Annotated in this window: 20 protein-coding genes and 1 pseudogene; 12 read left to right on the forward strand and 9 right to left on the reverse strand. The window is 59.5% G+C overall.

The features are described 5' to 3' along the window. Positions 1-510: 510 nt before the first annotated feature. From ACS5Q1_RS38490 to ACS5Q1_RS38500, 3 genes are read left to right on the forward strand one after another with little or no spacing between them, the layout of a single operon-like run. Positions 511-999, forward strand: a complete 489-nt coding sequence (locus ACS5Q1_RS38490) for an MgtC/SapB family protein (protein ID WP_473103184.1) — start codon at positions 511-513, stop codon at positions 997-999. Between the two features lie 51 nt (positions 1,000-1,050). Beyond that, positions 1,051-1,695 (forward strand): DUF47 domain-containing protein, encoded by a 645-nt coding sequence (locus ACS5Q1_RS38495; RefSeq protein ID WP_473103185.1) that lies wholly within the window; start codon positions 1,051-1,053, stop codon positions 1,693-1,695. Positions 1,696-1,707: 12 nt separating this feature from the next. Beyond that, positions 1,708-2,715 (forward strand): anion permease, encoded by a 1,008-nt coding sequence (locus ACS5Q1_RS38500; RefSeq protein WP_473103186.1) that lies wholly within the window; start codon positions 1,708-1,710, stop codon positions 2,713-2,715. Between the two features lie 440 nt (positions 2,716-3,155). Here ACS5Q1_RS38500 and ACS5Q1_RS38505 read toward each other — a convergent pair whose 3' ends face one another. Further along, positions 3,156-3,896, reverse strand: a complete 741-nt coding sequence (locus tag ACS5Q1_RS38505) for a Crp/Fnr family transcriptional regulator (protein ID WP_473103187.1) — start codon at positions 3,894-3,896, stop codon at positions 3,156-3,158. Between the two features lie 164 nt (positions 3,897-4,060). Here ACS5Q1_RS38505 and ACS5Q1_RS38510 point away from each other — a divergent pair, with 164 nt between their 5' ends. Further along, positions 4,061-4,297 (forward strand): hypothetical protein, encoded by a 237-nt coding sequence (locus ACS5Q1_RS38510; protein ID WP_473103188.1) that lies wholly within the window; start codon positions 4,061-4,063, stop codon positions 4,295-4,297. Positions 4,298-4,313: 16 nt separating this feature from the next. Here ACS5Q1_RS38510 and ACS5Q1_RS38515 read toward each other — a convergent pair whose 3' ends face one another. After that, positions 4,314-4,625: a DUF6894 family protein gene (locus tag ACS5Q1_RS38515; protein ID WP_473103189.1), complete on the reverse strand. Its 312-nt coding sequence runs from the start codon at positions 4,623-4,625 to the stop codon at positions 4,314-4,316. A gap of 465 nt (positions 4,626-5,090) precedes the next feature. Here ACS5Q1_RS38515 and ACS5Q1_RS38520 point away from each other — a divergent pair, with 465 nt between their 5' ends. Continuing rightward, on the forward strand, positions 5,091-5,543 hold the full coding sequence (locus ACS5Q1_RS38520) for a response regulator (protein ID WP_473103190.1): 453 nt from the start codon (positions 5,091-5,093) through the stop codon (positions 5,541-5,543). A gap of 57 nt (positions 5,544-5,600) precedes the next feature. Continuing rightward, positions 5,601-6,008 (forward strand): ribosome hibernation-promoting factor, HPF/YfiA family, encoded by a 408-nt coding sequence (hpf, locus tag ACS5Q1_RS38525; RefSeq protein WP_473103191.1) that lies wholly within the window; start codon positions 5,601-5,603, stop codon positions 6,006-6,008. Between the two features lie 21 nt (positions 6,009-6,029). On the opposite strand, the gene ACS5Q1_RS38530 is transcribed toward hpf, so the two are convergent. Further along, entirely contained in the window at positions 6,030-6,662 is a 633-nt protein-coding gene (locus ACS5Q1_RS38530) for a Crp/Fnr family transcriptional regulator (RefSeq protein ID WP_473103192.1), read from the reverse strand. A gap of 254 nt (positions 6,663-6,916) precedes the next feature. Then, positions 6,917-8,131, reverse strand: a complete 1,215-nt coding sequence (locus ACS5Q1_RS38535; RefSeq protein WP_473103193.1) for a tyrosine-type recombinase/integrase — start codon at positions 8,129-8,131, stop codon at positions 6,917-6,919. Positions 8,132-8,436: 305 nt separating this feature from the next. Between ACS5Q1_RS38535 and purB the strand changes: the two genes are divergently transcribed. The 4 genes from purB to ACS5Q1_RS38555 all read left to right on the forward strand — a co-directional run bounded on the left by purB (position 8,437) and on the right by ACS5Q1_RS38555 (position 12,507). Next, positions 8,437-9,750 carry an adenylosuccinate lyase gene (purB, locus tag ACS5Q1_RS38540; RefSeq protein WP_473103194.1) on the forward strand — a complete coding sequence of 438 codons (1,314 nt, stop codon included), beginning with the start codon at positions 8,437-8,439 and terminating at the stop codon, positions 9,748-9,750. Positions 9,751-9,824: 74 nt separating this feature from the next. Further along, positions 9,825-11,078 (forward strand): class I SAM-dependent methyltransferase, encoded by a 1,254-nt coding sequence (locus tag ACS5Q1_RS38545; protein ID WP_473103195.1) that lies wholly within the window; start codon positions 9,825-9,827, stop codon positions 11,076-11,078. Positions 11,079-11,109: 31 nt separating this feature from the next. Further along, on the forward strand, positions 11,110-11,661 hold the full coding sequence (locus ACS5Q1_RS38550) for an RBBP9/YdeN family alpha/beta hydrolase (protein WP_203443298.1): 552 nt from the start codon (positions 11,110-11,112) through the stop codon (positions 11,659-11,661). Positions 11,662-11,928: 267 nt separating this feature from the next. After that, positions 11,929-12,507 carry a Spy/CpxP family protein refolding chaperone gene (locus ACS5Q1_RS38555; protein ID WP_473103196.1) on the forward strand — a complete coding sequence of 193 codons (579 nt, stop codon included), beginning with the start codon at positions 11,929-11,931 and terminating at the stop codon, positions 12,505-12,507. Positions 12,508-12,573: 66 nt separating this feature from the next. On the opposite strand, the gene rpsD is transcribed toward ACS5Q1_RS38555, so the two are convergent. The 5 genes from rpsD to ACS5Q1_RS38580 all read right to left on the reverse strand — a co-directional run bounded on the left by rpsD (position 12,574) and on the right by ACS5Q1_RS38580 (position 16,854). Next, positions 12,574-13,191 carry a 30S ribosomal protein S4 gene (gene rpsD / locus ACS5Q1_RS38560; RefSeq protein ID WP_009494134.1) on the reverse strand — a complete coding sequence of 206 codons (618 nt, stop codon included), beginning with the start codon at positions 13,189-13,191 and terminating at the stop codon, positions 12,574-12,576. A 320-nt stretch (positions 13,192-13,511) separates the two neighbouring features. Beyond that, on the reverse strand, positions 13,512-14,384 hold the full coding sequence (gene murI / locus ACS5Q1_RS38565; RefSeq protein ID WP_473103197.1) for a glutamate racemase: 873 nt from the start codon (positions 14,382-14,384) through the stop codon (positions 13,512-13,514). Between the two features lie 36 nt (positions 14,385-14,420). Further along, complete coding sequence (locus ACS5Q1_RS38570) at positions 14,421-15,596, reverse strand: dienelactone hydrolase family protein (protein ID WP_473103198.1); 1,176 nt, start codon at positions 15,594-15,596, stop codon at positions 14,421-14,423. A gap of 65 nt (positions 15,597-15,661) precedes the next feature. Next, entirely contained in the window at positions 15,662-16,396 is a 735-nt protein-coding gene (locus ACS5Q1_RS38575) for an RNA methyltransferase (RefSeq protein WP_473103199.1), read from the reverse strand. 167 nt (positions 16,397-16,563) lie between these two features. Then, complete coding sequence (locus tag ACS5Q1_RS38580) at positions 16,564-16,854, reverse strand: hypothetical protein (RefSeq protein ID WP_473103200.1); 291 nt, start codon at positions 16,852-16,854, stop codon at positions 16,564-16,566. Positions 16,855-17,090: 236 nt separating this feature from the next. On the opposite strand from ACS5Q1_RS38580, the gene ACS5Q1_RS38585 reads away from it, so the two are divergent. Together ACS5Q1_RS38585 and ACS5Q1_RS38590 are read left to right on the forward strand one after the other, a co-directional pair. Continuing rightward, positions 17,091-17,474 (forward strand): phospholipase A2 family protein, encoded by a 384-nt coding sequence (locus ACS5Q1_RS38585; protein ID WP_473103201.1) that lies wholly within the window; start codon positions 17,091-17,093, stop codon positions 17,472-17,474. Positions 17,475-17,598: 124 nt separating this feature from the next. Further along, positions 17,599-17,723: pseudogene (locus ACS5Q1_RS38590) on the forward strand (NADP-dependent isocitrate dehydrogenase); the annotation flags it as partial.

Raw genomic sequence — 17,723 nt, forward strand, 5'->3', positions numbered from 1 at the left:
ACCAAAAACGGGGGACAGGGTTCGTGTTCGGTGACTGGGAGATGGCTGCCTCGGTTCGGGTGCAGACCTAAAGGATTGATCCCAAACAGCAACGTGGAGCTTGACCGCTCTGACGGGGGATCATTACCCTTCTCCTGCGGACAAGGCGCGAAGCTCAACGAAACCGTTGAAAACCGTTGCCTTTCCGCCTTTTGACGGTCGGCTCAACGGTCGGGAGAACGGTTCCAAGGACGATGGCGTGGTGACTATGTGATGACCGGGGCGATGACAAGCCTCGTCCATCCTCGGCGCAGTAACTCTGGAACCATTGTGGGCCTTGAAGCAATTCAAACCGCTATGTTGAAACGCTGCGTCAGCCTTCGGGCTCGAAGGGCCCTTGGTTCGGTTATTGGCATGAGCCAATCGAACTTGGATACTCCCTTTGACGGGAACATACCGGTCAACAGCCAAGTTTCTTAGCCGGAAATCTATTCACCACAGTATCATAACCTCTCTATGGGAGCGTTAAGCGTGGAGCAGCTTTTGGGCCAGTCCGTCATCCCGTTCGAAGAACTACTTTGGCGCTTTGGGATCGCTTCGGCCTTCGGATTGCTGCTCGGGCTGGATCGGGAAGTGCGGGGTATCTCGGCTGGCGTGAGAACCCATATGCTTGTCGCCCTGAGTTCCGCCATGACGATGTTGATCGCATTGGAACTCTACGAGGAGGTCTCTGCACGAGGTAGGGCCGATCCTGACCCAACTCGCGCCATCCAGGGACTGGCACAAGCGATAGGCTTCCTGTGCGCTGGCGTCATCTTCGTTGCGCGGGGCAGTGTCTGCGGAGTGACCACGGCTGCGAGCCTCTGGATGACAAGCTCAATTGGCATGGCATCAGGGGCTGGGATGTACAAGATCGCACTCGCTGGGCTCATTTTCGCGATGCTCATTGTTTCTGTGCTGTGGCTGATTACGCGGTTCCTTCCGGGTGGGAACGCCCCGCCGCCGTCAGATCGTCCTTGATCGGCACGAGCCCTGCTATGCCCGACCGGTCTCTGAACCAGGAGATGAAGGATGCTTAAGTGGTTTCGAGCCATGATGCCCAAGGAGGACCGGTTCTTTGATCTCTTGGAGCAGCACTCAAAGCTGGTTGTGGCAGGCGCGGAGGCCCTGCGCGCAGCCCTGGACGGAGGGCCTGACCTCCACCGTCACATTGCGACTGTCATGGAGCGCGAGGATGATGCGGACGCGGTCACCCGTGAGGTCTTCCTGGCGGTGCGGCGATCCTTCATCACACCGTTCGACCGAGGCGACATCAAGGACCTGATCACCTCGATGGACGATGCCATCGACCAGATGCGTAAGACGGTCAAGACGATTACGCTGTTTAAGGTGAGCACATTCGAGCCAGAAATGCGTGAGATGGCGGACGGCATCCTTCAAGGATCACGGATCGTGCAGCAGGCTATTCCTCTGCTGCGCTCTGTCGGTACCAATGCGGCTCAGATCAGCAGCCTTGCAGAGGACGTATCCAAAGTCGAAGGTGAGACGGACGACCGGTATGACGCGGCTCGAAGCCGTCTGTTTGAGACCATGGGCTCTGCCCAGGCACTGAATTTCTGGGTTGCGTTCGAAATCCTGGACCACCTCGAACGCGTGATGGACCGCCTGGAGGATGTGGCACACGAAGTGCATGGCATCATGATCGAGCACGTCTGAGGAGCCGAGCCCATGGACGTTGTCTCTATCTCTCTGCCTCTGCTTGTGGGCCTGATCGCATTGGCCTTACTGTTTGATTTCATCAACGGCCTCCATGATGCGGCGAATTCCATTGCAACGATTGTGTCTACCCGTGTGCTCAGGCCGCAAATTGCCGTAGCATGGGCTGCATTCTTCAACTTCATAGCCTTTCTGTTCTTTGGACTACACGTTGCGCGAACACTGGGCAGCGGCATCGTCACGGCCACTGCCATTGATGCCGCCGTGATCTTCGGTGCTCTCATGGGTGCGACCCTGTGGAATGTGATCACCTGGGCGGGTGGCATACCGTCCAGTAGTTCTCATGCCTTGATTGGCGGACTCGTTGGCGCAGGCATTGCCAAAGCCGGATTCGGGGCCGTGGTTTGGAGTGGGCTCGGGCCGACTCTGTTGGCCATTGTCCTATCGCCCTTGATCGGATTTGGGCTGGCACTGATCCTGGTCTTCGTGACAACCTGGGCCTCCCATCGGTCGTCCCCATTTGCCGCCGACCGCGTCTTTCGGAACCTTCAGTTAGTCTCAGCATCCCTCTACTCGCTCGGTCATGGTGGCAATGATGCCCAGAAAACGATGGGGATCATCGCCGTGCTGCTGTTCTCGCAAGGTCACCTCGGGAGCGAGTTCTATGTGCCGTTCTGGGTGGTCATCAGTTGCCAAGCGGCCATGGGGCTGGGCACGTTGTTTGGCGGCTGGCGGATCGTCCATACAATGGGCTCGAAGATCACACGGCTTACACCGATGCAGGGCTTCTGCGCTGAAACTGGAGGAGCAATTACCCTGTTTGGAGCCACGTGGCTTGGTATCCCTGTCTCGACGACCCACACGATTACGGGATCAATCATCGGTGTGGGAGCCGCTCGACGGACCTCGGCGGTCCGGTGGGGTGTTGCCAGAGGAATTGTGGTGGCTTGGGTCGTGACGATCCCGGCCTCAGCCTTCATTGCCGCACTGTTCTACAAAATGGCAGCGTTCTTCGGATAATGATCAGAGAGATCAATCCGAGCAACGCGATCTCGGAAGGGAGTGTCAAGGAACATGCTTTGAGCCAACGCGGCAGAGTACCGATCTCAGTTTGTCCGGTAGTCTGCTCTGACCAGAGATGCAGGTGCAGAGTGCGAGGCCATAAATTCAGAATGGGCGGAACAACCACCGGAAGTCATTTGATCCGACGCCATCCTATCAAATGGAGGAACCTATGATCTTTATCGTCACCGGAGAGGGAGAGCATGGGCCGGTTTCCGCCACCTGTGAAACCGCAGTTGCGGCACTTCAGTCGGCTCGTAGGTTGGCCGACGAGGGGGCTCGGAACGTTTTGATTGACGCGGACGGCCAGGAATACGCCCCTGCCGATTTTAAGCGCCTCTTTGTTGAGCCGCATGAGACTGAGACGTAGTAGGACGGAGGTCTCGCCACTGTGCAAATTACCTGCCCTTCTGCTTCGCCTCATCGCGGCGTTGCGTCAGGTGAAGATAATTGGGGTTGAAATCCGCAAAGCTGTTTAGCCGCTCGACATCCGGGATGGTGACAGTGTGACCTTTCAGCGTGATCAGACTCTCTAACCGAAGTTGTCGCACGATGCGGTTCAGATGAACTCCGGTCATGGCAAGCGTATCGGCAAGTTGCCGCTGCGTCAGCGGCAGCACAAAGCTGTTGTCGCTGGCCAGCCCAACCGCCTGAAGGCGCACCAGCAACTCGCACAGGAGATGTGCCAGCCGTTTGTCGGCAGGTCTACGGCTCATGTTGACCAGCCACTCCCGCAGGATGCCCTGATCCGCCAGCGTTGACCACCACAAAGCTCGCGTGATGCTCCGGGACTGAGTCGTCAGGTCTTCGATCAAGGTGTGGGGCAGCAATGCGACTTTGCAGGCCGTGAGCGTTCCGATGGTGTGATCCATCCTGCTCAGAATCGGAACGTGCAGATCACAGCAATCTCCCGGAACAAGGTAAGCCATGATCTGGCGACCTCCATTCGGCAGGAGTTTGTAGCGGCAGGCGAAACCTTCCAGGATTACATGGACGTTTTCAGGACTGTCATCTTCAAGGATCAGATCATGCCGGGGCTTGAACTGTCGCACGTCTCGGACGGCCTGTTCCAGCACCTGCCGGTCCTGATCAGAAAGCCCAGCGCCATACTCAAGCTTCCGAACGAACGGGATGGGCATGACGCCCTCCATCACCGGAACGTGATGTTACCAGACTAACCCGTGTTGTGGCTATGCGCTAAGAGTGAGCCCAAGGCACCTGATTTGTAGGACTTTTTATCTATAAGGCTGCTGAGCAGATGAGCACCATTGGCCGGTCTATTGCGCCAGTGCTGGGAGTTCGAATGAAACTTGGCTTTCGACGGGTTACCGTAGACACGCATGCTCCCGATGACGAGGGCTGCCTCGTGTTTGCCGGTAACCGGCTCGTGGCGGTGTTGGTGCGGTTGTCGGACCTGCATGGCAGAAAGGCAGGACGTTGGTATCTGGAACATGGCTTTGGCCGTTTAGACGGACCGGCTCATCCGATTTTCACCGACTTGGATGAGGCAGAGGACTGGGTGGCTCAGCGCATTAGCTGACGCGAAGCACGGTCATTCAAGCCACATCAGAGTGCCACCATCTGGATGATCTCGCCGCTTTCATTAGTGACTGCGACCGTCCAGCAGGAGAGTCATGCCGCACCTGATGGAATAGGCCGCCTCGGAGTTCCCCTGCGGTCTTGTCAGCCGCTCCTTGGGCTGTCAGAGGGTCGGGCAGATCAACACCTTCATCGTCCCACACGAAGTTGTCCCCCGAGCGAAGATGGAAGAAGTAACGAGGTATATCAGCCTCCGTGTAATCAGCGCCCTGACTTGTTACTGCCGTCCGACGCAGGTCATCTTGGGTATCGGTGATCCACTCTCTCAAGGGCTCCTTCGGCTCACACCTGTCACGTTCCCCAACCGCACCGCTGCCTAAAAGAAGCAGGAGACCGCGAACGATCTCCTGACAGTGGGAGGGAACAAAGATGAAGAAGCCTCAAGGAAAGTCCCGATATCCTTCGGCAATCAATCAATACCCCAAATGCGAAAGCCGTTCCCGCATAAGCGTACAATTTCAATGATTTTCTTTAGCATTCTCAATCTATGTTTATGTTAACCATACTCACATAAACATAGATCAATATTTTGAAGCAAAGAGAGCCATAGACTAACTTTTTACTTTGACGAGAGCGGAAAAGTCCCGAATGCTTGGGGGAATTAGGGCGGTTCTGATCTGAGTGATGGTGAGATGCTTGCATGTATTGCACCTGTGACAGGCTTCTCGAAGAGGCCGCACGTCACCTCCTCCGACAGCATACCAGACCCTACTCGGACAAGGGAGGTCCGCAGGATGGGACGAGGCTCTGAATGCACTCGCGTTGCGTTGATCGTCGAGGATGATAAGGAGCTTCGGGCTCTGGCAGTTGCGCTGCTGGAGGAAACGGACCTCCGGGTTGTGGAGGCATCCAGCGCCGAAGAGGCTCTCCACTATTTGAACTATCTCTCAGGCGAAGTCGTCTTTGTCTTTGCCGATGTGCGTCTGCCCTGTCTCATGAGCGGTTTAGACCTTGCTCGTACTATCAGGCTCAAGTGGCCGTGGATCAGAACGGTATTGACCTCGGGTGCGCCGCTTGAAGAGGCCGTTGATAGAGGTCTGCGGCAGGTCCGGTTCATGCCGAAGCCGTGGAGGGCTTTGGAGGTCCTCATCGAGGCTGAAAAGGCAGTTAAATCGAGCCGGTATGAGACGACTACGTCGTACACGGATACAGGGGTGATTGGAGCACTACGGGCGTACCCTGGATAAGCACTAACAGCGCCTTCGAAAGCATTCACCCGCGAACATGGTAATGGGAGAAACGCTATGGCGCACCAAGGTGCAGATAAAGCTATTATCGTCCAAAGCTCGAACATCCACCTTGGTGACGGTCTGCCGGATTATGCTCGCGAGAACATCCTACGTGTTGCCAGCAAATACTTTGGACGGCTGAACACGGCATCGGCTCACTTCACGAAGGAGGGGATCACCTATCGCTGTAGCGTGAACATGCAGATGGGTGGGCTCCCGACGAAGAGCGCTGAAGGCAAAGCCAAAGACATTTATCTGGCCTTCAATGCCGCCCTCACGAAGGTGGCCAAGCAGCTTCGGCGGACCAAGCGTGAGCTTCGCGAGGATAAAGGCGAGCGTGTTGATAAAGATGTGGTCCTGCGCGAGCGGATCAGCCCACCGGATACCGATGAAGACCTATCGTATGCAGAGGGCTCTGGGTGAGAGGACGAATGCTACGCAGCCTCAGTTCTTCTTTGCGGTATACGGCAGCAGGCGCACGAAAGCGTCGTGAACTGTCTGGTAGCATTCACATGAGGCTTCTCTGAGAGCAGTCGGGTCCGTGATGGTGATGCCACCCCTGCTCTGCCTGACCCACCCTGCGGCCTGAAATTTCTTCATAATGGCACTCACTGTCGAACGCTGGACCCCCATCCGGTCTGCCCAGAATTCGTGCGTGAGGGGGATAATCTCCTGATCAACCTGATGGCTCGTGTTCAGGATCAGGCGAGCACAACGGGCTTCGACACTATGGATTGCGTTACAGGCGACATTCTGGAGAACGCGCGACATGAGGGCCTCCATGAAGTGGCGCATCAGGCGCTGAATGTTGGGGCGTGTGCTGATCACCTCGTGCATCTTGGCCATGTTGATCCGTGAGGCCGTGCCGGTGAGTTGCACGACATAGCGTCCAAAAGCCTGATTGGTGACTGCTGCTCCTGTGAGACCTGTGACGCCTTCGCTGCCAAAAACCGATATCTCGGCAGAGCGCCCGTCGTGCATGACAGCCATCAGCGAGATAATGACGTTGTGCGGAAAGTAGGCGTCGTAGAGGGGCTGACCCGCCTCGCAGAGCACCTGACCATGCTGCAAGTTCATGATCTCCAGGTGCGGCTCCAGACAGGCAAAGTCGTCCGGCTCCAGAGCAGCCAAGAGCTTGTTCGCCCGATGCCCCTGAACGGCTCCTGCATACAGCATATTATGAGAATACAATTGCGCCCCGCCCTCCGTACCGGAAGCTAACTCCTATGCTGCACCGCAAAAAGCAAGTATTTTTCCTGCGAGGCAGTCCGACACGGAAGGTTCATATCTGAACAATTCTAATAATATCTAATTTTTCCAGATATATGACATCAGTCCACCGCACTATTACGCTGCTTCTGATGTCCAAAACTAACAATTGCATCTGCAACTTGGTAAGTAATCTTGCGCGTGAGGTCCGTCGCAGGATGCCAGTAGTGAAGTTCGTTTACCCTCGTGGAGTTACCCAGCACCTTTCCCATGAATTCGGGGCCATATCCGAGCGTCGCCCCTACACTATTCCAACTTCTACGCAGATCATGGAGTGTGGTCCTCTTCTCCCCGATGTGAAGATTCGCCTCGCGTCTGACCAACCGCCATGCACCATCTACGCTTCTGATATGTCCAGTGTTCGAATTAGGCGCTGGAAACACCCATTCACAGCAGCGCGGGATTCTTTGAAGCAGCGCCTCCAATGGAGGGCTGATGGGGATTTCGAGTGGTCCATCTCGACGGTCAGTCTTGTGCTGGGTGAGGCGAATAGAGCGGGACGTATGGTCGATCTGTTCCCATCTCAGCCGGAACGCCTCCGACTTCCTCAACGGAGAAAGAAGTAAGAACTCGATGGCCCAGAGGGAAATGTTACGAACTGCTCCCCGATAGCGGTAATGCTCGATAGCATCCCAGAGGCGGCGGTATTCATCAGATGATAGGACGCGATCCCGCTTCGGTTTCGGAACCTGCATCTCTATTGCAAAGGGGTTGCGACCGTCCCCTACAAGTTCGCGCTTCTCGCCCCATGACCAGATCGTTCGCGACCACGTAATGATTTTCGCCCGAAAATGTGGAGCGTGCTTCAGCTTGTCATAGACTTGCTGAACGCGGCCCCGCGTCAGGTCGGTCACACGGAACATACCAAACTGTGGTCTGATATGGAGACGACAGAACCGACCTACTTCCGCAAATGAATTGCTCTTATGATGATCCGCCGCCCATGAAAGGTATTTGTCAATTACGTCATCGAATGTACGCACTTCGGCCAGTTGAAGCTTCCGCTCCCAAGCCGGATCGCGCCCCTCACTGATCTTCCCGAGAAGCACCCTCGCCTTCCGACGTGCCTCATCAACTTCGATGACACCAACCTGACCGATACGAAATTCCCGCTGCTTCTTATCCTGAGAGCGATAGCGGAGGATGAACTGCGCCTTGCCACTCGGGTAGACCTTCACCCCGAAGCCCCCGATCTCAGCATCCCAACTCCGACCAATAGGCAGTTTTTTGATAGAGGCTTCGGTTAGGCGAAATTTGCGCAAAACTGGCGGTGCCATCACAAGAATCCCAGAGAAAGCGAACTAACCCATTGAATATGCTGATAAATTCATGGGCAGGCCCTTCATTTTCGGATCAGCAACAAAAATTCTTTTTGAGTCAACGACTTATGATGTTTTCAAGGATAAAGCATTACTGCGCCGAGGATGGACGAGGCTTGTCATCGCCCCGGTCATCACATAGTCACCACGCCATCGTCCTTGGAACCGTTCTCCCGACCGTTGAGCCGACCGTCAAAAGGCGGAAAGGCAACGGTTTTCAACGGTTTCGTTGAGCTTCGCGCCTTGTCCGCAGGAGAAGAGTAATGATCCCCCGTTACAGCCGTCCCGAGATGGTGGCCATCTGGTCGCCGGAAACCAAGTTCCGCATCTGGTTCGAGATCGAGGCCCATGCCACGACAGCGCTCGCCAATCTCGGCGTCGTGCCGAAGGAGGCTGCGGACAAAGTCTGGGAGAAAGGCTCCAAGGCGACCTTCGACGTGGAGCGGATCGACGCCATCGAGCGTGAGGTCAAGCACGACGTCATCGCCTTCCTTACCCATCTGGCCGAGATCGTCGGTCCCGAGGCCCGCTTCGTTCACCAGGGCATGACTTCCTCGGACGTGCTCGACACCACCTTCAACGTGCAGCTCGCCCGCGCCTCCGACCTGCTGCTGCGCGACCTCGACGAGCTTCTCGCGGCCATCAAGCGTCGCGCCTTCGAGCATAAGGTGACGCCGACCATCGGCCGCTCCCACGGTATCCACGCCGAGCCCACCACCTTCGGCCTCAAGCTCGCCCAGGCCTATGCGGAATTCGAGCGCTGCAAAATCCGGCTGATCGAGGCAAGGCGGGAGATCTCCACCTGCGCCATTTCCGGCGCGGTCGGCACCTTCGCCAATATCGACCCAAGCGTCGAGGAATACGTGGCCGAGCGGATGGGTCTCCAGGTCGAGCCGGTTTCGACCCAGGTCATCCCGCGCGACCGGCACGCCATGTACTTTGCGACGCTTGGCGTCATCGCCTCCTCCATCGAGCGGCTGGCGACGGAAGTGCGTCACCTGCAGCGGAGCGAGGTTCTGGAGGCGGAAGAGTTCTTCTCGGCCGGCCAGAAGGGCTCGTCCGCCATGCCGCACAAGCGCAACCCGGTCCTGACCGAGAACCTGACGGGCCTTGCCCGCATGGTCCGGGCCTATGCGATGCCGGCCATGGAGAACGTGGCCCTCTGGCACGAGCGGGACATCTCCCATTCCTCCGTCGAACGCATGATCGGCCCTGATGCGACCGTGACCCTCGACTTCGCGCTCGCGCGCCTGACCAACGTCATCGACAAGCTCGTGGTCTATCCAGAGAACATGCAGAAGAACCTGGATCGCCTCGGCGGCCTCGTTCACTCACAGCGCGTCCTGCTGGCCCTGACCCAGAAGGGCGCCTCCCGCGAGGACGCCTACCGGCTCGTCCAGCGCAACGCCATGCCCGTCTGGCGCGGCGAAGGCGACTTCCTGACCCTTCTGAAGAACGATGCCGACGTGACGAAGTACCTGTCTGCGGACGAGATCGAGACCTGTTTCGACCTCGGCTATCACTTCAAGCATGTGGATACGATCTTCGCGCGGGTCTTCGGCGCAGGCGGCGCATAGCTTGGGGGCTGGAAATCTTTCCACAATGAGCAACAATCCCCATTCAGGAGATCAACGGCGCGGGGATTGTCGCCATGCTGTCGGAGAAGCTTCTCGATCTTGCGTTCACACGGGCCGTGAAACACGGAACCCTGGAGGTGGTCACGGCCGGGGGTAAGCGTTTCACCTTCGGCGACGGAGCGGAGCCTCAGGTTTCGATCCGTTTCACGGATGCCTCGGCCCAAATGGCCCTTTGTCTTCATCCGGAACTGAAGCTCGGCGAATTGTTCGTGGATGGACGCCTCGTCATCGAGCGGGGCACCATCCTCGACCTGCTTCAGCTCCTCCTCCAGGACACCCGCGGGGAGCTCGATGAGTTGCCCCTGAAGCGCCTGCGCAAGATCCGCACCTGGATGATGCGCCGGGCCGAGAATGATGCGAGCCGTTCCAAACGGAATGTGGCGCATCACTACGACCTCGATGGGCGGCTCTACTCCCTCTTCCTCGACAGCGATCGGCAGTATTCCTGCGCCTATTTCGACCATCCGGATGCCAGCCTCGAGGAGGCTCAGCTCGCCAAGAAGCGGCATATCGTGGCCAAGCTACTGATTGATCAGGGTCACAGCGTTCTCGATATAGGCTCCGGCTGGGGCGGAACGGGACTCTACCTCGCTCAGATCGCAGGGGCTGGCTCCGTCAAGGGCATCACGCTCTCGGAGGAGCAACTCGAAGTCTCGCGCAAACGGTCGGCCACCGCATGCCTGCAGGACCGGGTGCAGTTCGAGCTTCAGGACTACCGCGACACCACGGGCTCTTTCGACCGGATCGTCTCCGTCGGAATGTTCGAGCACGTCGGCGTGCCCTCCTATGACGCCTATTTCCAGGCCTGCCGCAGCCTCCTGAAGGAGGAGGGGGTCATGCTCCTGCATACCATCGGGCGGTCGGGCACGCCCTATCCGACCAATTCCTGGATCACCAAATACATCTTTCCCGGAGGGCACCTGCCGGTGCTATCGGAGATGATGCCCGCCATCGAGCGGGCCGGGCTGGTCGTGACCGACATCGAGGTTCTGCGCCTGCACTATGCCTACACCCTGCAGGCCTGGCGCGAGCGCTTCATGGCCCATCGCGAGGAGGCCTTACGCCTCTATGACGAGCGCTTCTGCCGGATGTGGGAGTGCTACCTCGCCATGTCCGAATCCGCCTTCCGCTGGCAGGACGCGGTCGTCTTCCAGCTTCAGCTCGCCCGACGCAACGACGTGGTGCCCCTGACCCGCGACTATATCGCCGAGCGGGAAGCCATTCTGAAGGAGGCGGAGCGGAACATGGAGTTGAAGCGCAGCGCTTGAACCTGCCTGCGCGGGTCTTTATCTCCGTGGGATGAAAACCTCCGATTGCGACATTCTCATTGTTCCAGGCCACACGAATTCCGGCGAGGACCATTGGCAGAGCCGATGGGAGCGCCAGCTCTCGACCGCATGGCGCGTCGAGCAGGAGAACTGGGACGCTCCCAACAAGGACGCTTGGGTCGGGCGGATCGTCGACGATGTGAAGCGGGCCACGAAGCCCGTGGTGCTGGTCGGCCACAGCCTCGGCGTGCTGGCCATTGCCCATGCGGCGCCCCAGCTCGCGGGCGGCAGGGTCCAGGGCGCTTTCCTGGTCAGCCTGCCGGATGTGGAACGCCCCGATTTCATTCCCGCCATCGACCGGGCCTTCGCGCCGATCCCGCGCGAGCCTTTCCCCTTCCCGTCCGTTCTCGTCGCCAGCCGGACTGATCCGCATTGCGACTACGCCAAGGCGGAAGACATCGCCTATGCCTGGGGCTCTGCCATCGTCGATGCCGGTGATGCAGGCCACCTCAACACGGAAAGCGGCCACGGCCCCTGGCCGGAGGGACTGATGCGGTTCGCAGGGTTCCTGAAGCGGCTGTAAGACCTAACTTCTCGTCTCGACTGTCATTCCGGGGCCGCGCAGCGGAGCCCGGAATCCATAACCGCCAACGTTGCAGAAAAGAGAGTTACGCTGCTCCCTCTTCTTGCGACGTCGTGGTTATGGATCCCGGGCTCGGCTCTACGAGCCGCCCCGGAATGACAGTGCGAGTAGCCTTTATCCACATGACGAAAAGTTCATGCGGCCTTCACGTGAGTGAGAGCAGGATTGGAGCAATCTAATCCTATCGCCACCACGGAGGAGATCCGCATGAAGACCATCGCCACCATTGCTCTCGTTGCCTTGATGGCCGGCTCCGGCACCTATGCCTTGGCGCAGCAGAATCCTGCTCCGAACGCGCCGGCGGCCTCCCAGGATCAGCAACAGAATCGCCGGCCGCGCATGAGCCAGGACGATTTCAACCGGCTCGTCGATGCCCGCATCGCCTCGATCAAGGCCGGTCTGAAGCTTTCCGCCGATCAGGAGCGTCTCTGGGCGCCCGTCGAGACCGCCATCCGCACCTCCGCGACCGAGCGCTTCTCCCGCTTTGAGCAACGCCCGACCCGCGAACAGCGCCAGTCCATGGATTTCATGCAGCGCCTCGAGCGGCGCAGCACCATGATGAATGAGGGCGCCCAGCGCTCGGCTGCCGTCACCACCGCCCTGCGTCCGCTCTGGGACAGCCTCAGTGAAGACCAGAAGCGGATCGCTCCCCGCCTCTTGCGGGAAGCCGTAAACGTTGACGGTCCTCGCTGGAATGCCCGCGATGGGCGCCGCGGCCATGGCCGGGACCATCACCGCATCGGCATGCACCAGGGCGCCCCCCGCGGCCCGGTGCAGCAACAATAATCCCAGACAGCAAAAAGGCCGCCCAATGGGCGGCCTTCCTGTTTTCCGAAACCGGCTCTTCGCAGATTAGCGCGAATAGAACTCGATCACGAGGTTCGGTTCCATCTGGACCGGGTACGGCACTTCCGACAGGGTCGGGATGCGCGTCACGCGAGCCGTCATCTTGGAGTGATCGACCTCGATGTAGTCTGGAACGTCGCGCTCGGCGAGCTGGCTCGCCACGACGACGACTTCGAGCTGCTTCGACTTGTCCTTCACCTCGATCACATCGCCGGCCTTCACCTGATAGCTCGGGATGTTGACGCGACGGCCGTTGACCTTCACGTGACCGTGGTTGACGAACTGACGGGCAGCGAACGGGGTCGCGACGAACTTCGCGCGGTACACGACCGCGTCGAGACGGCGCTCGAGCAGGCCAACCAGGTTCTCACCCGAGTCGCCCTTCAGGCGGATCGCCTCCGCGTAGTAGCGGCGGAACTGCTTCTCGGTGATGTTGGCGTAGTAGCCCTTGAGCTTCTGCTTGGCGCGCAGCTGCGTGCCGAAGTCAGACATCTTGCCCTTCCGGCGCTGGCCGTGCTGGCCGGGGCCGTATTCGCGGCGGTTCACAGGGCTCTTCGGGCGGCCCCAGATATTCTGACCCATGCGGCGGTCAAGCTTATGCTTGGCCTGAATGCGCTTCGACATCGCTGTTCCTCTTTGTTGTCGAATTTGCGAGGAACGCGCCCTCCTCTTCCCCTCATCCCGAGGAGGCCCAAAGGGCCGTCTCGAGGGACGGGACGACAGGCCGACCAAAGCCGGGCCACGGGAGCGTAAAAAGTTACGCGGCCCGTGAGGACCGCGTGAACGGGAAGCATTTAGGCGGAAAAGGCGGGAAAGTCAATTGATGTCTGAGCCTCTCGTCATCCCGGGGCTGCGCAGCAGAAACCGGGATCGCAAGACGAGAATAGCGCCATATCCTAAACGCGATCCCGGATCGGCTTTGCCGTCCGGGATGACGCACCCAATTATCCTACGAGCAGCGGCATGTCCTCGACGGCCACCAGCGGCAGTCCTTTTTCCTGCAGCGCTCCACGTAATGCAACGCTGATCCCCGCCCCGCTCGTGAACACGGCCATGGCTTCGTTCTCGTCAGCTTCGTGGCCCGGAACCGGCTGGCCGATCAGCTGGGTTACCCGGCGGGCGATGGCGGGAGCCGGATCGATCCAGGTCACCGGCCAGGGCGCTAGGGCCTGGAAGCGCTGGAGAAGCAGCGGATAATGGGTGCAGCTCAGCGCCACCACGTCGGTCCTGCCGCCCTCATCCTCGACGAAGCAGGGCCTGAGCTCGTCAAGCAGCTCTTCATCGGAGACCGGATTGCCCGCAAGCTCCGCCTCGGCAAAGCCGGCCAAGCGGCGCGAGCCGACGAGATTGACCCTGCAGCCTGCCGCATAGGTTTCGATGAGATCACGGGTATAGTCCCGAGCAACAGTCCCGGGGGTGGCCAGAACCGTGACGTAGCCGGTCTGCGTCGTCTGCGCCGCTGGCTTGATGGCCGGAACGGTGCCCACAAACGGTATGGAGAACCGCTCGCGCAGATGCGGCAGCACGATGGTCGATGCCGTATTGCAGGCCACCACGACGATATCGGGATTATGGAGAGCGAGAAGCCGCTCCATCACGGCCACGACCCGCTCCGCCAAAACCGCCTCGGTCAGACGCCCGTAAGGAAACCCGGCATCATCCGCCGCGTAGACATAACGGGCATCGGGGCGAACCTTCAGCACCTCGGAGAAGACCGTGAGCCCGCCGAGACCGGAATCGAACACGAGGATGGTGGGAACCGGAGACGGCATGACGGCGGGATTATAGGTTGCTCCCGCCAGAAGATCGACACGCATGACTAACCCTTACGAACGCAACTTGGTCAGAAAGTCCTACAATCCCTGCTTGGGTTCCGTGGGCGCCGTGTTCAGCCTGCGGCGCGGCCCCCGCTCTTCCTTGGCTTCCGGCCCCTCGCCTTTCGGCATCTGAGCCGAGAGGCGCTTGACGGGCCAGCCGTCACTCCAGGTGCTCATGTCGACGAATTTGGGATCGCGCAGGAGAGCGCTCGCATCCTTACCGCCGAAGGCCGCCTCGGATGCGATGTCGAAGGTCTTCCAGAAGGCCAGGTAATCGAGGGTATCGGTGACGTTGTTCCCGAGCTGTTGAGTCAGGATCGTCTGAGGCCCGGTGAGCGCCATGTCGGCGCTCCAGCGCCAGGTATTCCTCTGCTTCGGATCGCGAGGCGGATCCGGCGGCAGCTTGATCTTGGAGGCATCGTAATCGGCCTTGGGAGACCCAGGAGACGCGAGCGTCGCCGTCAAGGCCGGGAAGCCGTGATCGTCGGAGGAGGCCCGCATGAACAGCTTGCGGGTCGCCGGGACGGCCGATGCCTGCTGCAGGATCAGGCGCGAGGCCCGGTCGCTCGGCAGATAGTCGCGATCGCCGCTCATGGTAATGATCATGGTAGCCGGATCGATGGTCGAGAGATCCCGCAGGAGGATACCGCGCTCCTTCTCGTTGGAGGCGATGCCACCCGGCATCAGACCGAAGACCAGCTTCGGGGCCGGGACCTTGCCGGAACTCACCCCGGCCGCCAGATTGAGCGCGAGGGGCACGCCAGCCGAATGCCCGATGAAAGCAATCCGGTCCCTGTCAGGTCTGGCATGCGGATCGTCGGCCAGCTCCGCGAGAGCACCTTGGATCAGATCTTCGGCGAGATTCGACGCGTCGGCGGGACGGGAGCGGTTCACATCCTGGAAGCGCGGAAAGAGCACGAGATGGCCCTTGCGCGCCAAGTGGTCGATCCAGCCGCCATAAAGGCCCGGATTCACGGCGCCCCAGGAATGCAGGAACACCACGACCGGGCGCGGTTTCGCGGGCGCATCGGCACCATGGAACACGAAGGTTCCGGAGCTTGCCGTACCAACGGCCCGCTTCACCACTTCAGTCGACTTGTAGTCGCGCCCGCCCGGCCCCTGCTCGGGTTGTTGCGGCGGCGTTGCCGCGTGCGCCGATGAGGCGGCGAGAGAGACGCCAAGGAACAGGACAGGCAGCGGGAAGCGGCGCATCGTCGTTTCGACCTCTATGGTCAATCGGGCAGATAGCGCCCGACCGTAATAAAGCCACGATTAGATTAAGGCTTTCTCAACCTGCGTCCTTCCGCAAGAGCACGAATCGCCCCACGCAGGGTGCGCACCTCCTGCTCCGACATTTCGAGTCGATGGAAGATATCCCGCATGTTGCGGGTCATCGTTGGTTTCTTATCCTCGGGATAGAAGTTCACCGCATCGAGCTCGGTCTCGATATAGTCGAAGAACGACATTACCATCTCACGCGGAGCAGGCGGCGATTGCCGACCACCGTCGAAGGGCAGCGTACCGCCTGTGGAGAGCTTGTACCATTCGTAGGATATGAGAAGGACCGCCTGCGCGAGATTGAGCGAGGAGAATTTCGGATCGACCGGGAACGTGATGATGGCATCGGCAAGCGACACCTCGTCGTTCTCAAGCCCTGTCCGTTCCCTTCCGAACAGGATGCCGATGCCCTGCCCTGCTCCGATGCGCTGGTGCGCCTCCGACATGGCCGCGTCAGGCGCGAAAACCCGCTTCATCTGCCCCCGCTCCCGAGCGGTCGTGGCGAAGACGAAATTCAGATCCGCAATGGCCTCGCGGGCGGTGTCATAGAGCTTCGCCCCTTCCAACACATGGGTCGCCCCGGAGGCCGCTGAATGCGCCCCCTTCTTGGGCCAGCCGTTGAGCGGCGACACGAGGCGCAATTCCGACAGCCCGAAATTAGCCATCGCCCGCGCCACCATGCCGATGTTCTCGGCCAGTTGCGGTTCGACGAGGATGATGATCGGGCGGGTCATTGAGGTTCAGTCAGCTTGAATGAAAGATGCTTTCCCATAGCGCCAAACCCGATGCCACGACTAGCTCCGTCGATGAGCGGGAGAGGCCGGTGAGCTGTCTTATGAAAAGCCTCCCCGAGATACTCGGAGAGGCCCCTCATGCTTGAACCGATGCTTCGAACGCCTGCTTACCAGCAGCCGCCCCAGCCGCAGTAATAGCCCGGACGAGTCGCGGCCGCACCGATGGCCGCGCCGCCGACAACGCCGACCGCCGTGCCGACGGCCACCTGACTGGCGGCCGCATTCGACTGGGCGACGTTGTTGCGGTAGTTGGCGTTCCGGCAGCGCTCGTAGGTCTTCGTGCCGGGCTTCAGGCCCGATTCCATGCAGACGGAATCGGCATTGGCCATGGATTGCTCGGCCGTCTGGCAGCCTGCCAGAACCAAGGCCGCCGCTCCGAGAATGATAGCAAGACGCATGTCAGCTCCCCTTTTGTTCAACAAAGTCCCTCCGGTGGCGCCCCTGATCCGAATTGTCGGATCTGATGCCTCTGAGGAAGCCGCCGGAATGAGAGGATCTGAACTACGGATAAGCTTGGCTTTCCGTGCGGCAGCACACGTGACGTGGTGAGTTTTCCCCTGAAGGGAACATAGATCCATGAATGTCTCTTAATTCCTGCAATCTTACGTCATAGCGTCACGTCTTTTTCGGCTTCATGGAATCCCGAGTGCCTCTGTTGCGTTGCCTTGCGACAAGTCTTTGTCTGATTCCATGGCTCCTGGGCCATGCCCTTGCGGCGGCATCGCCGAGCACCTCGTCCAATCAGGCGCCACCCTTGTTCCACGGAAACTGGTGCGGCGCGGGCGATGCAGATCGGGCGTCTCCCATCGACGCCTTGGACGCCGCCTGCCGGGCCCACGATCTTTGCTATGAACGGCATGGCCGCGGTGCCTGTCTCTGCGACAAGGCCATCCTCGAGACGACCGCTACCCTCGTGAAAAGCCCCAAGGTTCCGGAGGCAGTTCGAAGCAAAGCGGCAACTATCAACTCGCTCTTCAGCGCAGCTTTGTGCACCGAGACTGCAAAAATTCCGCGATAGGTGGGAAAGCGCTGAATTCCTGCCCTGCCCCCACCTTCCCCCCCGGGCTTAACCGCGCTATAGCCCCCGCAACCATCCTGCCGCAGGCAGGAGTGTTTCAAGCCCTAAAGCGCAAGGTGAGATCATGGCGAAGATCAAGGTCGCGAATCCGGTCGTCGAGCTCGACGGCGACGAGATGACCCGCATTATCTGGCACTTCATCAAAGACAAGCTGATCCACCCCTATCTCGACCTCGACCTGAAGTACTA

The sequence above is a fragment of the Microvirga sp. GN3 genome (assembly GCF_055792825.1).

Excerpts from the sequence above, each read along its gene's own strand:
- ACS5Q1_RS38495 (WP_473103185.1), top strand. The coding sequence starts at position 1,051 with ATGCTTAAGTGGTTTCGAGCCATGATGCCCAAGGAGGACCGGTTCTTT.
- ACS5Q1_RS38545 (WP_473103195.1), top strand. The coding sequence starts at position 9,825 with ATGCTGTCGGAGAAGCTTCTCGATCTTGCGTTCACACGGGCCGTGAAA.
- ACS5Q1_RS38570 (WP_473103198.1), bottom strand. The coding sequence starts at position 15,596 with ATGCGCCGCTTCCCGCTGCCTGTCCTGTTCCTTGGCGTCTCTCTCGCC.
- hpf (WP_473103191.1), top strand. The coding sequence starts at position 5,601 with ATGGCGCACCAAGGTGCAGATAAAGCTATTATCGTCCAAAGCTCGAAC.
- ACS5Q1_RS38500 (WP_473103186.1), top strand. The coding sequence starts at position 1,708 with ATGGACGTTGTCTCTATCTCTCTGCCTCTGCTTGTGGGCCTGATCGCA.
- purB (WP_473103194.1), top strand. The coding sequence starts at position 8,437 with ATGATCCCCCGTTACAGCCGTCCCGAGATGGTGGCCATCTGGTCGCCG.
- ACS5Q1_RS38505 (WP_473103187.1), bottom strand. The coding sequence starts at position 3,896 with ATGCCCATCCCGTTCGTTCGGAAGCTTGAGTATGGCGCTGGGCTTTCT.
- murI (WP_473103197.1), bottom strand. The coding sequence starts at position 14,384 with ATGCGTGTCGATCTTCTGGCGGGAGCAACCTATAATCCCGCCGTCATG.
- ACS5Q1_RS38580 (WP_473103200.1), bottom strand. The coding sequence starts at position 16,854 with ATGCGTCTTGCTATCATTCTCGGAGCGGCGGCCTTGGTTCTGGCAGGC.
- rpsD (WP_009494134.1), bottom strand. The coding sequence starts at position 13,191 with ATGTCGAAGCGCATTCAGGCCAAGCATAAGCTTGACCGCCGCATGGGT.
- ACS5Q1_RS38550 (WP_203443298.1), top strand. The coding sequence starts at position 11,110 with ATGAAAACCTCCGATTGCGACATTCTCATTGTTCCAGGCCACACGAAT.
- ACS5Q1_RS38555 (WP_473103196.1), top strand. The coding sequence starts at position 11,929 with ATGAAGACCATCGCCACCATTGCTCTCGTTGCCTTGATGGCCGGCTCC.
- ACS5Q1_RS38585 (WP_473103201.1), top strand. The coding sequence starts at position 17,091 with ATGGAATCCCGAGTGCCTCTGTTGCGTTGCCTTGCGACAAGTCTTTGT.
- ACS5Q1_RS38520 (WP_473103190.1), top strand. The coding sequence starts at position 5,091 with ATGGGACGAGGCTCTGAATGCACTCGCGTTGCGTTGATCGTCGAGGAT.
- ACS5Q1_RS38535 (WP_473103193.1), bottom strand. The coding sequence starts at position 8,131 with ATGGCACCGCCAGTTTTGCGCAAATTTCGCCTAACCGAAGCCTCTATC.
- ACS5Q1_RS38530 (WP_473103192.1), bottom strand. The coding sequence starts at position 6,662 with ATGAACTTGCAGCATGGTCAGGTGCTCTGCGAGGCGGGTCAGCCCCTC.
- ACS5Q1_RS38575 (WP_473103199.1), bottom strand. The coding sequence starts at position 16,396 with ATGACCCGCCCGATCATCATCCTCGTCGAACCGCAACTGGCCGAGAAC.
- ACS5Q1_RS38510 (WP_473103188.1), top strand. The coding sequence starts at position 4,061 with ATGAAACTTGGCTTTCGACGGGTTACCGTAGACACGCATGCTCCCGAT.